General features: G+C 50.9%; 11 protein-coding genes and 2 tRNA genes. 5 read left to right on the top strand and 8 right to left on the bottom strand.

Annotated elements, in window-relative coordinates; all coding sequences use genetic code 11:
* Nucleotides 1-112: 112 nt before the first annotated feature.
* The 4 genes from ACO0LH_RS23605 to ACO0LH_RS23590 form a co-directional block, all read right to left on the bottom strand.
* Entirely contained in the window at nt 113-2,032 is a 1,920-nt protein-coding gene (locus tag ACO0LH_RS23605) for a SurA N-terminal domain-containing protein (protein WP_422943592.1), read from the bottom strand.
* 86 nt (nt 2,033-2,118) lie between these two features.
* A tRNA-Asp gene (locus ACO0LH_RS23600) sits at nt 2,119-2,195 on the bottom strand.
* Between the two features lie 26 nt (nt 2,196-2,221).
* Nucleotides 2,222-2,297: transfer RNA gene (locus ACO0LH_RS23595), tRNA-Val, on the bottom strand.
* Between the two features lie 50 nt (nt 2,298-2,347).
* Nucleotides 2,348-2,620, bottom strand: coding sequence for an HU family DNA-binding protein (locus tag ACO0LH_RS23590; protein WP_162040973.1), 273 nt, complete (start codon nt 2,618-2,620; stop codon nt 2,348-2,350).
* 506 nt (nt 2,621-3,126) lie between these two features.
* On the opposite strand from ACO0LH_RS23590, the gene nadB reads away from it, so the two are divergent.
* From nadB to ACO0LH_RS23565, 5 genes are all read left to right on the top strand, one after another.
* The gene (nadB, locus tag ACO0LH_RS23585) at nt 3,127-4,734 is read left to right on the top strand and encodes an L-aspartate oxidase (RefSeq protein ID WP_422943591.1); all 1,608 of its coding nucleotides are present in this window, start codon (nt 3,127-3,129) and stop codon (nt 4,732-4,734) included.
* Nucleotides 4,735-4,957: 223 nt separating this feature from the next.
* Entirely contained in the window at nt 4,958-5,629 is a 672-nt protein-coding gene (locus ACO0LH_RS23580; protein ID WP_422943590.1) for an ABC transporter ATP-binding protein, read from the top strand.
* On the top strand, nt 5,626-7,617 hold the full coding sequence (locus ACO0LH_RS23575) for an HlyD family secretion protein (protein ID WP_422943589.1): 1,992 nt from the start codon (nt 5,626-5,628) through the stop codon (nt 7,615-7,617). The genes ACO0LH_RS23580 and ACO0LH_RS23575 overlap by 4 nt, the downstream gene beginning before the upstream one ends.
* Nucleotides 7,614-8,819, top strand: a complete 1,206-nt coding sequence (locus ACO0LH_RS23570; protein WP_422943588.1) for an efflux RND transporter periplasmic adaptor subunit — start codon at nt 7,614-7,616, stop codon at nt 8,817-8,819. Before ACO0LH_RS23575 ends, ACO0LH_RS23570 begins: the two co-directional genes overlap by 4 nt.
* Nucleotides 8,816-10,051 (top strand): ABC transporter permease, encoded by a 1,236-nt coding sequence (locus ACO0LH_RS23565; protein ID WP_422943587.1) that lies wholly within the window; start codon nt 8,816-8,818, stop codon nt 10,049-10,051. Before ACO0LH_RS23570 ends, ACO0LH_RS23565 begins: the two co-directional genes overlap by 4 nt.
* A gap of 19 nt (nt 10,052-10,070) precedes the next feature.
* On the opposite strand, the gene ACO0LH_RS23560 is transcribed toward ACO0LH_RS23565, so the two are convergent.
* From ACO0LH_RS23560 to ACO0LH_RS23545, 4 genes are all read right to left on the bottom strand, one after another.
* A complete protein-coding gene (locus ACO0LH_RS23560; protein ID WP_422943586.1) occupies nt 10,071-10,472 on the bottom strand; it encodes a pentapeptide repeat-containing protein in 402 nt (133 codons plus the stop codon).
* Between the two features lie 22 nt (nt 10,473-10,494).
* Entirely contained in the window at nt 10,495-11,361 is an 867-nt protein-coding gene (gene nadC, locus ACO0LH_RS23555; RefSeq protein ID WP_422943585.1) for a carboxylating nicotinate-nucleotide diphosphorylase, read from the bottom strand.
* Between the two features lie 27 nt (nt 11,362-11,388).
* Nucleotides 11,389-12,519, bottom strand: coding sequence for a quinolinate synthase NadA (gene nadA / locus ACO0LH_RS23550; RefSeq protein ID WP_422943584.1), 1,131 nt, complete (start codon nt 12,517-12,519; stop codon nt 11,389-11,391).
* Nucleotides 12,520-12,653: 134 nt separating this feature from the next.
* Nucleotides 12,654-14,705: a M13 family metallopeptidase gene (locus tag ACO0LH_RS23545; RefSeq protein ID WP_422943583.1), complete on the bottom strand. Its 2,052-nt coding sequence runs from the start codon at nt 14,703-14,705 to the stop codon at nt 12,654-12,656.
* Between the last annotated feature and the right edge of the window lie 46 nt (nt 14,706-14,751).

Raw genomic sequence — 14,751 nt, 5'->3', positions numbered from 1 at the left:
TTCAGCTACATTGATACATATCAAATGTAGCCAGCATCAGAGTTAAATGTGCACAAAAGAATGGGTTAAAAAAAAGCACCCGAAGGTGCTTTTTTTTAAGAGCGTTAGCAGCTTACTGCGCGGCTGTTACCGGAGCAGAAACAGCAGCCTTATTCAAGGTGACTTTGGCTTTCTGCTTCAGCACGTCAATATAGGAATACAGGTTTTGCTGGGCAATCACGTTGGCCAGTTGTTGCACTTCTGAAGCACGGCGTGCCGCATCAGGTGTACCCTGGCTGACTTTGGAGATGCGGAAAATGATATAGCCGGCATCACCCAGGTGTGTTCCCACAAAGGCTGGCAACTTGCTTGTGTCAGCACGCATCAGGTCAACAAATGCAACATCTGGAATATCCTGGTTTTTCAGGCGGGACACCACTTTGCTTTCGGTAAAACCTGCTGTTGAATCGGCCGCTTTCAACGCTGCCAGTTTGGCAATGCCTTCTTTTTCAGCCAGTGCTGCTGCTTCCTTGTGCGTAACTTGCGCCAGGATCGCTGCCTTGACTTCTTCAAACGGACGCTTGGAAGCAGGTTTGTATTCCACGATACGGCCAGCCATCAGCGTATTTGGGGCAACCTCGACTGCTTCGGTATTGTGTTTTTTCTTGACCACATCGTCCGCAAAAATTGCCTTCAAAAATTTAGGGCTATTGGTTTCAACTGTCGCAGGCATGCCAGGCTTGCTCTGACGTGTCAGGGCATTGATGGTCTCTATCTTCAGTTTGAGTTTTTCTGCTACAGGTTTCAGGCTGTCTGACTGTTCATACACCAGATCACGGAAAACCTCGGCAGCTTCAGTATACGCCTTGCCAGCTTTTTGCTTTTTGATTTCAGCGGTAATCTGTGCTTTGACCTCGTCCAGCGTCTTCACAGCAGCTGGCTTGATGCCGGTAACAGTAATGATGTGGTAACCGAAATCGGACAATACCAGGTCACTGATTTCACCCTGTTTCAACTTGAAAGCTGCGGCATCAAATGGAGGCACCATGGCACCCTTGCCAAAGAAATCCAGATCACCACCTTTTTCGGCAGAACCAGGGTCTTGTGAATTCTCTTTGGCCAGCTTGGCAAAGTCCTCTGGCTTCTTACGCAATTGCGCCAGTATGGATTCAGCTTTCGCCTTTGCTTTTGCTTTGTCAGCATCGCTGGCGTCTTTTGCTGCAGTGATCAAAATATGGCTGGCGCGACGTGTTTCGTCTACGCTGTACAATTTTTTGTTTTGTTCATAGTAAGACTGAACATCTGCGTCTGACACAGTAGTTTGTGCAGCCAGTGCGTCGCTGTTCAGAATGACGTACTCAGCGTTGATTTGTTCAGGTATTTCGAATTGTGCTGCGTTTTTTTCGTAATACGATTTCAACATCTCATCCGTCACTTTGACGCGCGCTGCAAAATCGTCGGTTTTCAGCGTCAGGGCCTGCACTTCACGTTCTTGTTCATTAATTGCAGAAAAACGCTCTGCGACCGTTTTCGGTACAAAAGCACTACCCTGTACGGCACTCAGCAATTGTTGCAAGCTCATATCCTGACGCAAGCGCTGTTCATACATGGCAGGTGTCATGCCTTGTGCTGCGAGCAAGCTCTTATATCGTTCGGTATCAAAACTACCATCAGGCTTGACCAAACCCGGCGTGGACAGAATGCTTTGCTGTAAGGTCGCATCAGAAATTGTCAGTTTTTTACGTGCAATTTCAGCGGCCATCGCCTTACGTGCAATCAGCTCATCCAGAATATTTTGCTTTGCTTCTGGTGTATTGAGCATTTTGGCATCAAATTGCGGACCGTACATCTGACGGAAGCGGTCCAGCTGATCGCGCAACGCCGCATCAAAGTCTTGCTGACTGATGGGTGAACCTGCGACGGTCGCTACAGCAGTATCGCCCCCACGCGAGCGGGTATAGCTTTCTATGCCAAAAAACGCAAAGGAAGGGAAAATGATCAACAGCAAAAGAAATTGCATCAATCGCTGATGGGTACGAATATATTCAAACATGTTCAACCGATCACATGGCTAATTATGACAAAAACAATTTGACGAATACAAAAAAAGGCGAACTTTCGTTCGCCTTTTCGATTTTCTGGCGGAGCGGACGGGGCTCGAACCCGCGACCCCCGGCGTGACAGGCCGGTATTCTAACCAACTGAACTACCACTCCTTTTTTATTACCTTACGTTTGCATTTTGGTGGGCGCTGAGAGGCTCGAACTCCCGACCTAAGCCTTGTAAGGGCTCCGCTCTACCAACTGAGCTAAGCGCCCCACACATACTGCAAACTTCGGGGCGCTAGTCACCGCGCCACGAAAGAGCATTAGTTTACAGCATCTTTCAATGCTTTGCCAGGTTTAAATTTAGGGACCTTGGCAGATTTGATTTTGATAGGCTCGCCCGTTTTAGGATTACGGCCTGCCCTGGCAGCACGTTTCGCGACAGAAAAAGTACCAAAACCAACCAATGTCACTGTGCCGTTCTTTTTCAAAGTCGTTTTTACTGCACCGATCACAGCATCAAGCGCACGCGACGAAGCCGCTTTAGAAATATCCGCTGTTTTCGCAATATGATCGATCAACTCAGTCTTATTCACTTATAGCCCCCTCACAAAAATTTGAATTTCGCGATGATGTATTCGATTATTTTATTGGTCGTGCATCTATCACGGCAAGCAGGAAATCTGCATCCGGTATTAGAGCAAGCCGCAAAGCCTTATGTCAAGCGGTTTGCGCGCTTTCTAAGCAAGTTTGCCAAATTGTGATTTGCTTATTCGGTTTTTCTATCGTGCAGCAATAAAGCCACTGTGCAAAAGATCAGTTAGCCATATCTTATTGCGATGCAGAATGAATACCTGATTCTTCATCCTGAATTAGAATGTACTTACGCAATACATCTAGGCTCAAATAAATGAATCTGGAGACGTCTTTAAAAGATCCTGCCTCACCGTAGCCTACCCCATAAAAGGCATTCCTTTTTTGGCATATAGTATGGCTTCAGGTTATGGCAAAGCCTTACCCATAGTTCCAGATGTGCTGATGACGTTGCAGCACCCGATTTTCCTGGATTAGTAAATCCATAAACAAACTCAAAAAAAAGATAATGAAGAATTTTGACGTAGCAATAGTAGGTAGCGGCCTGGCCGGTTTGTCTGTCGCCTTGCATCTGGCGCAAACGCGCAAAGTCGCCATTATTTCCAAACGCGAGCTGCTTGATGGTGCCAGCAACTGGGCACAAGGCGGCATCGCAGCGGTACTTGATTCGCACGACAGTCACGAACAGCATATCTCTGACACCTTGATCGCAGGAGGCGGCTTATGTGATGAAGGTGCGACCCGCTACATCATTGAGCATGGCCGCGAAGCCATAGACTGGCTGATTGAACAAGGTGTGCCATTCACCCGCGATGAAGAGGCGGAATTAGGTTTCCATCTGACCAGGGAAGGTGGCCACAGCCAGCGCCGCATCATTCATGCTGCCGATGCCACCGGCAACGCAGTTCAACTCACGCTGGAGCAAAAAGTACGCAATCATCCCAACATCAGCCTGTTTGAACATCACTATGCAATTGATGTCATCACTTCAGCAAAACTGGGCGATACCTCACCGACACCGCATTGCCTGGGCCTGTATGTGCAAGATGTCAAAACCGGCACAGTACATACTTTCGCTGCACAACATACGGTGATGGCCACTGGTGGCGCAGGTAAAGTTTATCTTTACACCACCAACCCTGACACTGCCACAGGTGATGGCATTGCCATGGCCTGGCGGGCTGGCTGCCGCATCAGCAATATGGAATTCATACAGTTCCACCCCACCTGCCTGTACCACCCCTACGCCAAATCCTTTTTGATTACAGAAGCAGTGCGGGGTGAAGGCGGCATTTTAAAACTGCCGCAAGAAGCAGGATCTGCGGCGGGGCTGCGCTTCATGCCTGGTCATGATGAACGCGCCGAACTGGCGCCGCGCGACGTCGTGGCGCGCGCGATTGATTTTGAAATGAAAAAACGTGGTCTCGATTTTGTTGAACTTGATATCAGCCATCAGCCACCAGAGTTTTTGAAAGAACACTTCCCTACCATTTATGCACGCTGCCTGGAGCTGGGTATAGACATCACGACACAAGCGATCCCGGTGGTACCCGCTGTGCATTTTACTTGCGGCGGCATCGTTACCGACACCGATGGCAGAACCGATCTACCCGGTTTGTATGCAGTTGGTGAAACGGCTTACACCGGTCTGCATGGTGCCAACCGCCTGGCCAGCAATTCCCTGCTTGAATGCCTGGTGGTCGGGCGCGCTACCGCAAAGCATATCGAAGTCCAGGAACGTGCCAACGTCATCGTCTTGCCTGACTGGGATGAGAGCCGGGTTTCGGACGCGGATGAAGAAGTGGTCATCGCCAATAACTGGGATGAGCTGCGTCGCTTCATGTGGAATTATGTCGGTATCGTGCGCACCACCAAGCGCCTGGAACGTGCCAAACACCGCATACGTTTGTTGAAGGAAGAGATAGACGAATACTATGCCAATTTCCGCATCTCCAATAATTTGCTGGAGCTGCGTAACCTGGTGGAAGTCGCCTCACTGATCGTCAACAGTGCCCTGTCACGACGCGAAAGTCGTGGCTTGCATTTCAGCCGCGACTACCCTGACACGCTGCCCAAAGCCTTGCCAACAGTCCTCTCACCTAAACGCAAGAAATAAATCCCCCTTCCCTCTATAGCCACGCTTTCTTTCAATGTCAGCGTGGCTGCACTCTATCGTCCCTCTTCGTTTTCGTAGAAAATTTCAAAAAATTCTTCATTCTTCGTCAATTGCTATTTGACAAATAATATTGCCACAGTGATACTTGCCGACTAGTCGCCGGACACCGAAACAGACCGTCCAAAATCAGCAATGCGCCCGTCATGTTCACAGATAGCTATTAATGATAGAACTCAACCAGGTACGTAAAACATATCGCCAAGGCGGCAATGAAATCCGGGCACTGGATGGCATTGATCTGCATGTTGGCAGCGGTGAATTTGTCGCCATCATGGGGCCCTCAGGATCAGGAAAATCGACTTTGCTCAATGTGCTGGGTGCGCTTGATCGTCCCGACCAGGGACGCTACCTGCTTGACAAGGATGAAATCAGTGCAATGGGTGATGATGCTGCATCTGATATACGCAACCGTCGCATCGGTTTTGTATTCCAGTCTTTTCATTTACTGCCACGCCTGACTGTGCTTGAGAATGTTTTGCTGCCACAGCGTTATAGCAAATCCCACGACGCCAGCGCAGAACAACGTGCGCGTCAATTGCTGGAACGCATAGGCCTGGCTAAACGCATGGATCATCTACCCGGTGAATTATCCGGTGGACAATTACAGCGTGCGGCGATTGCCCGTGCCCTGTTAAACCAGCCTGCCCTGCTGCTGGCAGATGAACCGACCGGCAACCTGGATTCAAAAAGTGCCGCCGACGTCTTGAGTTTATTGGCAGAATTAAACGCCGCAGGCCAGACTCTGGTGCTGGTTACACATGACCCGGTTATTGCGGCAAAAGCACAACGCACCATACATCTTGCTGATGGCCGCATCGTCGAGGTGCAGGCATGAAAACACTTCCATCCCTGCGTGTATTGCCATTGCTCCTGACCAGCCTGTTTTATCTGCCTGCCGCGTCAGCGCAGACCTCTGCCCAAGCATCGGCACCAGGCACCGCGGCATTGATTGCGACTAAAAATCGTCCGGTTTTGCTGACTGGCGAAGTCATTACCAAAGATTCCCAGGCGATTTTTGTGCCGCCGTCAAATTCCATGCCGGTCGTTTTGCGTAATTTCGTGGCTGAAGGTAGCAAAGTCAAGACTGGTGATCTGGTTTTACGCATAGAGACATCGAATAGCGCAAATATTGACCAGCTAATCATAGGCATTGACCAAACCCGTGCAAAGACCGAATCAGACCTAGCAAAGCTGGAAGTGGCTGCGTTGGAAGCAGATAAAAATCTGCTCAACGCCAAGGCCGCATTAGCCAAGGCCCTGGTCGATGCAGCTTTGCCAAAGTCGCAAATTTCCGCACTGGACTTTGATAAATATCAGTCCGAGAAAGATCGATCAGAGCGCGACCTGGAAGTGAAACAGCTTGCCTATTCCGATGCCAACGCTGCCGTCACCAGACGCAAATCAGATGGCGACCTGGAACTGCAAAAGCAGCAGATCAACCTCGTCTATTCCAAGGCACAATTGGCGCAATCAGAGGTACATGCAAAACAGGATGGCATTGTCGTACATGGCTATAGTAGCTGGCGTGGTGAACGGCTGGAAGAAGGTTCAAGCGCGTTCCCAGGCAACGTCGCGGGCCAGGTCATGGGGTCGGGTCAGATGGAAGTCAAGGCATGGGCTCTTGAGGCAGACAGAATTTACTTGAAAGAAGGCGATCCGGTCTTATTGAAATTCGATGCACTGCCCGGTGCAGAAATCAGGAGCACCATCGCCACCATTTCGAATGCCCCCGAAGAACATAGCTCATGGGGTTATGGCCGCTATTTTCGCATCGATATAAAATTACCAGCACAACACGGCATCCCTCTGGTGCCAGGCATGAGCGTACTGGCAGAGCCTGTGCAGACTGCCCGAAAATCGCTGGCAAAAACAATATCAACAGAGGCAGAACTGACGATAGAAGGTGAAATTCAGTCGCGCGTCGTCACCCCCATCTCACCACCGGCGATTCCCTATATCTGGCAATATACGCTGGGGGCGATGGCACCCGAGGGCAGTAAAGTCAAGGCTGGTGACATGCTGGTCAGTTTTCAGGCAGCGGAAGTACCTACCCAGCTCGCCAGCCAGAAGAGCTCTCTGAACGAAAAGCAAAGGGCTCTGGAAAAACTGAAGCTCGAACAAATCGAAGCAGAAAAAAACAGTGACCTGAGCGTTGCCGAAGCACAAAGCAATGCAGAAAAATCAGCCCGAAAAGCCACCATGCCCAAGGAATTGATACGCCGTGTCGACTACGACAAGCTAGTCATCGAAAAAACCTTGAACGCAGATTTGGCGGCACTGTCCATACGCCTGCGTGCGACCCAGCTGCGGGCCCGCAAAGCTGAACGCACTGGACTGGAATCTGAAATCGCCCAGTTACAGGGCAAAATCGATAGCCTGTTCAAAGGACAAAAAGCACTGACCGTCTTGGCAACCCGGCCTGGCATGCTGATTTACAAAAGCAATTTCAGCGGCGATAAATTCACAACGGGCAGTCAGGTCTGGATGGGCTTGTCAGTTGCCAGTCTGGCCGACCCGGACAAGCTATTTGTGTCTGCCAAAGTCCCGGAAGCACAGGCGATCGCCATTAAAGTAGGACAAACTGCCCGCATCAATATTCCCGGTGCCAATATGACCCTGCCTGCCAGGGTCACCGCACTGGGCGCGGTTTTTCACAGCAAATCCACTACCCAGCCCATCATCGTGCGCGATATAGAACTGGAATTTGACCAGCCGCCCAAAGGCTTGAAACCTGGTGCGGCGATACAGGCCATATTTTCCAGTACTGCCGTGCCATCCTCATCAAGCAGTGCATCCCGCGACAACAAGGATAAAAAGAAATGAGATCAGGCATAGTACTCATCGTCCTTGCCCTTGCGGCTTGCGCAGAAAATACAGAATCGTCGCATCTGGCGACAGAAACCTTCAGTGAAAAAAACTGGCAGGAAAGCCTGGTCGTTGACGGCGAAATCATTGCCGCCAACAAAACCCCGCTGACCATACCGGGTGACGGCTGGGACAGTCGCACGCTGGTAGAAATGGTGCCAGAGGGTAGCCTGGTCAAAAAGGGGGATGTCATCGCCCGCTTTGATGCGCCAAAATCACGCATGGAATTATCTCAGGCAGAACTGGAATTATTGCGCAAGGCGCTCGCAGAAGAAGCCATACAGGCGAGCGACGCCAGCAGTCGTTCCAGCCTTGCTGCTGACAGTGCCAAGGTCACGTCCGACCTGCGTCTTAGCGAGCGCTATGCTAACGCCGACCTGTCTGTATTCTCTCGTAACAAGATATTGGATGAATTGCAGGACAGCGGCTTTCTGACATCAAAACGGTCTTACCTGAACTGGAAGACCGGTCAGGTTCAGGCGCGCAGTGCTGCTGATCAAGCAGTACTGGGGTCGCAAAAAGAGAGCGTGACACTGACTGCAAGCCAGCATCGCAAGAATCTGGATGCGCTGGATTTGATCGCGCCACATGACGGGGTGTTTTTATTACAGGCCAATTGGGATGGCAGCAAACCACAAATAGGTACAACCAGCCGACCAAGAAGTGAATTTGGCTCTTTGCCTGACCTCGATCAACTGGTCGCCAGTTTCAGCATTGAAGAAGGCCGTACCTTTGGCTTGAAAGTCGGCTTGCCAGTCAAGGTAAGGCTGGCTGGCAGCGGCAAAGAAATCAGCCTGGTGATTACCAAGGTTGGCAGCAGTGCCAGCGTGGTTTCTCGTGATTCACCCGTTAAATTTATCAGTTTTGAAGCAGCCTTTAAAAAGGAACTGGCGCAAAAACTGGGCCTCAAACCAGGGCAAGCACTGATAGGTACAGTTTCACTGATCAATCAGCCCAAAGCCATGACCCTGCCCAATATCGCCTTGGTACAGGAAGGCGCAGAATTTGCTGCTTTCACGAAAGAAGGTAGTCAGGTTATACGCCATCCTTTGGTGCTGGGCTTGCGCGGCCCGGCCCGTAGTGAAATCAAATCGGGTTTAACTGCCGGTGCGCAGGTCATGTTGCTGCCTGAAGTAAAGAATAAAGAGAAAAAATCATGAACCGTGCCCTGATACTGGAAGCCATCACGGAACTGCAAAGACGCAAATTGCGTACAGGATTGACCTTGCTGGGCATGATCTTCGGCGTCGCTGCCATCGTTGCCATGCTGGCCGTCGGTGAAGGCAGCCGGCGCGAAGCCTTACGCCTGGTCGCTGAACTAGGCCTCGACAATGTACTTATCGAAAGCAAGGTCATTGACGAAAAACGTTTAAAGGAAATCCGCACCCGCTCTCTGGGTTTGTCCGCTGCCGATGCGGATGCGGCATTATCAGTCGTACCCGGGGCCAAATCGGTCGCATTAAAAAAAGAAGTCAAGGTTGACCAGCTTACCAGCGGCAGCAATGTCGTCACGGCCCGTGCCTTTGCGGTATCGAACACTTATGCTGAATTGGGTGGCCTGCAAATTGGCCAGGGACGCTGGCTGCATGCAGATGACGATGCCAGTCTGGCACCGGTTTGCGTCCTGGGCCCGCGCTTGGCACAGAAGCTGTTTGGAGACAGTAACCCTGTCGGTGAGCGTATCAAACTCAATCATGCGTGGCTGGAAGTAGTCGGCGTGCTGGCTGACCGGGCTTTGAGCAAGACTGAATTTGAAGGCGTCAAACTGGGCCTGGACGACGAACGCCTGTTCATCCCCTGGCAAACCGGCCGTGCGCGCTTTCATTTCACCATGCTGGAAGACGAGGTCGATGGTATCAGCCTGCGACTTGACGGCAAGACCCCGCCCGACGTCGCTGCCCGCGTATTACAAAATCTGATAGAGCAACGCCATGCTGGCAGTGACGATACCAATCTGATCGTGCCCATGGGTTTGTACAGGCAAAACCAGCAGACACAACGCATCTTCACCATCGTCATGAGCTCCATTGCGGCGGTCTCTTTGCTGGTTGGCGGTATAGGCATCATGAATATCATGCTGGCCAATGTACTGGAACGAAAACGTGAAATCGGCCTGAAGCGCGCACTGGGCGCACGTCGCCGTGATGTGATAGAACAATTTCTGGCCGAGGCGCTGGTCATCGCCATCAGTGGCGCGCTGCTAGGCGTGCTACTGGGTGCCATTGCCGCCTACAGCATTGCCGCCCTGGCAGGTTGGTCGGTTGCCTGGTCACCGCTAAGCCTGTTCATCGCGGTCGCCCTGTGTGTCGCAGTTGGTCTGGGTTTTGGCGTATTTCCAGCACGCCAGGCAGCCGCACTTGATCCGATTGCAGCTTTGCGTAGTGATGGCTGATTGAAAGAATTGAGCAGGATCAGGGAATATGGCTTCGCGCTGAATCTCGATCACGAAGGTCTGCTAATCCTGTGCAATTTTCCTGCGAACAAGCAAACCAGCCTACTTCGTCGAACCTGCATTCTGCGTCCAGATTATCTTTTAAGAATTTACAGTTTTCAAATTTACAGTTAATAAATCTGGCACCGGAAAATGCAGTACCACAAAATGTGCAATTCAAAAATTTTACATCGATAAGAATAGTGGTATTGAATACCCCCCAATACCATCCACAACCTATAAAGCTAGACCCCAGGAAGGCAGATGTTACGCTCTCTCCTTCAAACTGAATATCTGCAAATTCACAATAACGAAAAACATGCTCATTCAGGCTAACTGAGTTCTTTAGTTTGAATGCAAAACTTTGATTTTCAAGCAGCATATGCAAGGAGTTCGAATGGCGCTCAAATAATCCTTAAGGAATAATCCGTCGCCTTGATATCCTTGGTCAGGCTACCGATAGAAATTCTATCGACGCCAGTTTCTGCAATAGCCCTGACGCTTGCGTAATCAATGCCGCCAGATGCTTCGAGCAAGGCGCGGCCTGCATTGATGGCGACGGCTTCACGCATCAGGCCGGTATCAAAATTATCCAGCAAGATAGACGTAGCACCCGCCTGCAATGCGGCTTGCAATTGCTCCAGATTTTCCACTTCTATCTGTATGCCGACACCTGCATTCAGACTCAAAGCCTGTTGCATGGCTGCGGCCACACCGCCGGCGGCGGCGATATGGTTTTCTTTTATCAGGATGCCGTCATACAAGGCCAGGCGCTGGTTCTTACCACCGCCAACCCTGACCGCATATTTTTGTGCCAGCCGCATGCCAGGCAAGGTCTTACGCGTATCCAGGATTGCTGCTTTGGTACCGGCGATGATGGCTACATACTTGCTGGTGGCGCTTGCCACGGCAGACAGCAATTGCAGGAAGTTGAGCGCTGAACGCTCAGCCGTCAGCAAAGCTCGTGCCGGCGCTTTGATCTTGCAGACGACCGTATTGGCTTGCATCAATGCACCTTCCGCGTATTGCCAGTCAACGGTTATACGCGCATCCAATTCTGCCATGACAGCATCAAACCAGGGCGCACCGCACAGGATGGCTTCTTCACGAACGATCACTTGCGCCTGCACCATTTCATCAGCAGGCACCAGCAAGCCGGTTAAATCAGTCGCGCCTACGTCTTCAGCAAGCGCATCACGAATATTGCGTTCAAAGGCGCTTTGCAAATCTGTATCAAAAGGGAAATGAGAATTTTTTAAATTGCTAGTCATACTTGCTTCACCTTGGCTTGATGATATTCAGGCCGGACCAATGCCGGCAAACAGTTTTGTTTCTTTCGACAAATCGCCAGAAGGACGGACACTGGCTTTTTTTGCCGCGGCAAAATCCAGCATGCGATCGATGCACACTTTGGCTTTTTGCCCAATGGCTGGGTCAACCTGTATTTCATTGTTGCCGTTTTCCAGCACCTGTACCAGATTGCGCAAACCATTCATGGCCATCCACGGGCAATGGGCGCAGCTTTTACAGGTTGCACTATTGCCTGCGGTAGGCGCGACGATGAAACGCTTGGTCGGTGCGGCCATTTGCATCTTGTGCAGAATGCCATTATCAGTAGCGACGATGAATTCTTCCGCATCCATGGTTTGCGCCGCATGGATCATTTGTGAGGTGGAGCCGACCATATCAGCCAGAGCGACAACGGCGGCTGGGGACTCTGGATGCACCAGAATTTTGGCACCTGGATGTTCTGCCTTGAGCACATCAAGCTCTATGCCCTTGAATTCATCATGTACCAGGCAGGAGCCCTGCCACAGCAGCATATCCGCCCCTGTCTGTTTCTGGATATAACTGCCCAGATGTTTATCGGGGGCCCAAAGTATCTTTTTGCCTTGCGCATGTAGATGGGCAACAATATCAAGGCCTATACTCGATGTCACCATCCAGTCAGCACGTGCCTTGACGGCAGCACTGGTATTGGCATACACAACCACCGTGCGGTCAGGGTGGGCATCGCAAAATGCGGCAAACTCATCAGCCGGACAACCCAGGTCCAGCGAACAGGTCGCATCCAGATCGGGCATGAGTATGGTTTTTTCCGGGCTCAGTATCTTCGCTGTTTCACCCATGAATTTGACCCCGGCAACCACCAGTGTTTTGGCCGGGTGATCACGACCAAAACGCGCCATTTCCAGCGAATCAGATACACAACCACCGGTTTCTTCTGCGAGGTCCTGCAATTCTGCATCAACATAATAATGCGCAACCAGGACAGCCTGCTTTTCTTTTAACAGCTGCCGCACTCTGGCTTTCAGCTCCAGCTTTTCTATCGCTGAAGGCGCATCAGGTATCCGCGCCCAGGCATTGGCGGTACAACTACTGCCCACATCCATTTGTGGACGTTCAAATTCGACAACTTTGGTTTCCATATAGCCCTACATATCTGGAGTGCAGCCATGACGCAGCACTCTGATGACAAGAAATATCTGGCAGCTTAGCGGCAAGACCGGACTTGCGTCCGGCGGCAGCCCCTGAACTGCATTCCAGGCCATAGTATACGCTGTTACCAGATATTTACCCGGGTAGCCATTGGGCGCAGGGGAGAATGCTCTCCCTTGCATTGAAATGCATCAGAAAATTCCTGCATATTTGCCAATGGCGCAATGACGCGGTATTTATCCGGCGCATGCGGATCAGTCGCCAGTTTCATGCGCAGCATTTCATCACGTATGAGGCTGCGGAAGCTTTGTGCATTGGCGATAAAGAAGCGCTGATCTGGCGTCAACCCATCAATTTCCCTGGCTTGTGGCTTGCTTTCGAGGTATTTATGCAAGGCTTGCAGCGCAATTTTCATGCCGCCCAAATCTGCGATATTTTCACCGGCGGTCAATTTGCCATTGATATGCAATTTGTCGATGGGATTGAATTCATTGAATTGCTGCTCTATCGCCTTGACGCGGGTGAGGAATTTTTTCTCATCCTGCTTGGTCCACCAGCTTTTCAAATTCCCCTGCGCATCATACTGGCGGCCTTCATCATCGAACGCATGAGTCAGCTCATGACCTATGGTAGCACCGGTATTGCCATAGTTGGCAGCAGGATCCGCATTGACGTGATACAGCGGTGGCTGCAAGATACCCGCCGGGAACACCATTTCATTCATGGTCGGGTTGTAATAAGCATTTACTGTCTGCGGCGTCATGCCCCATTCATTGCGGTCGATAGGTTTGCCGAGCTTGGCCAGATTGCGTTTGAATTCAAATTCTGCGGCACGTGCCGTGTTAGCCGCATAGGGGCCGGTATCGATCTGCAGGCTGCTGTAATCACGCCATACATTGGGGTAACCAATTTTCACCAGCAAGGTATCAAGCTTTTTATAGGCTTGCTGCTTGGTGGTATCAGACATCCATTCGAGCTTGCTGATACTGTCGCGCATGGCGAGCTTGATGTTGCTGGTCATTTCCAGCACGCCTGCCTTGGCATCCGGGCCAAAAAATTTGGCTACATACAATTCACCCATGGCTTCCCCTGCCATGACATCAATCGTGTTCAACACACGCTTCCAGCGTGGTTGCAATTCCTTGGTACCCGCCAGGGTCTTGCCATAGAAATCAAAACTCGCATTCACGAATGCAGAGCTTAAATCCCTGGCCCGGGCATTTGCCAGTTGCCAGCGCAGATAAGTCTTCCATTGATCAAGCGCCACGGTATTGACCATGCGACCAGCCTCAGTCATGAATTTGGGATGCGCGAGGTTAAACTGGCCAGGCTGCGCCAGACCAAGTTCCTGGAAATATGCAGGCCAAGGGGTTTGCTTGTCAATTTTCTGCAATCCACTCAGGTCAGACAAGTGGTAGCTGGCTTGCGGATCGCGCAATTCAACCTTGGTCAGTGATGCCTTGGCCAAACGGGTTTCCAATGCCAGCACGGTCGCCGCATTTTGTTTTGCAACTTCCGGCGCATCACCCAATAGCGTAAAAATCTGCGTCACATAGAGGCGATATTTTTCACGTATTTCTTTGGTTTTGGTATCGGTCTTGAGGTAATAGTCGCGGTCGGGCAAACCCAGCCCACCCTGCGTCAGTTGCGGAATATAGCGCGTCGTATTTTTTGCATCCTGGTCGACGCTGAAACCAAACAAAGGGGACACTCCTTGCTTATGCAGAGACGCTATGGCGCTCAGCAACTGTTGCATATTCGCGATGGTATTGATCTGGGCAAATTGCGGCTCCAGGGGTTTTGCCCCTTCTTTTTCAATTTGCGCTTCGTTCATCCCACTCGCATAAAAAGCACCAACCAGTTGTGCCGCTTTGGACTTGCCCTCCCCTTTTGCCGCCGCCTCGGCAATTTGCTTCAATGCCGCCAAATTGCGTTCAGTGACTTCATCATAGGCACTGTAGCGTGCGCGGTCTGAAGGAATGGGATTGGCTTTTAACCATTCACCATTCGAATATTGGAAGAAATCTGTGCAGGGATCCGCTTTTTTATCCATGGTCATTGATTCCAGCACCAGCTGGTTCGATGTCGCTGTCTGAGCCATTGCGGAACCGCCCAGGCAAGCCAGGCTGACCATGGTAGCGGTAATACTGCGTTTGAAAGCGTTGTTGGTTTTCATTATCTCAATCTCTTTTTAATGTTTTTGTATTTTTATATTGGTGCTG

The sequence above is a fragment of the Undibacterium sp. TJN19 genome (genome assembly GCF_049339485.1).
GTDB lineage: Bacteria > Pseudomonadota > Gammaproteobacteria > Burkholderiales > Burkholderiaceae_D > Undibacterium.
Note: the sequence above shows the minus strand (reverse complement) of the source record. Positions and strands in the feature narration are given on the sequence as shown.

Coding starts and splice junctions, on each gene's coding strand:
- ACO0LH_RS23575 (WP_422943589.1), top strand. CDS start 5,626: ATGAAAACACTTCCATCCCTGCGTGTATTGCCATTGCTCCTGACCAGC.
- ACO0LH_RS23560 (WP_422943586.1), bottom strand. CDS start 10,472: ATGCTGCTTGAAAATCAAAGTTTTGCATTCAAACTAAAGAACTCAGTT.
- ACO0LH_RS23605 (WP_422943592.1), bottom strand. CDS start 2,032: ATGTTTGAATATATTCGTACCCATCAGCGATTGATGCAATTTCTTTTG.
- nadA (WP_422943584.1), bottom strand. CDS start 12,519: ATGGAAACCAAAGTTGTCGAATTTGAACGTCCACAAATGGATGTGGGC.
- ACO0LH_RS23545 (WP_422943583.1), bottom strand. CDS start 14,705: ATGAAAACCAACAACGCTTTCAAACGCAGTATTACCGCTACCATGGTC.
- ACO0LH_RS23570 (WP_422943588.1), top strand. CDS start 7,614: ATGAGATCAGGCATAGTACTCATCGTCCTTGCCCTTGCGGCTTGCGCA.
- nadB (WP_422943591.1), top strand. CDS start 3,127: ATGAAGAATTTTGACGTAGCAATAGTAGGTAGCGGCCTGGCCGGTTTG.
- ACO0LH_RS23565 (WP_422943587.1), top strand. CDS start 8,816: ATGAACCGTGCCCTGATACTGGAAGCCATCACGGAACTGCAAAGACGC.
- ACO0LH_RS23580 (WP_422943590.1), top strand. CDS start 4,958: ATGATAGAACTCAACCAGGTACGTAAAACATATCGCCAAGGCGGCAAT.
- nadC (WP_422943585.1), bottom strand. CDS start 11,361: ATGACTAGCAATTTAAAAAATTCTCATTTCCCTTTTGATACAGATTTG.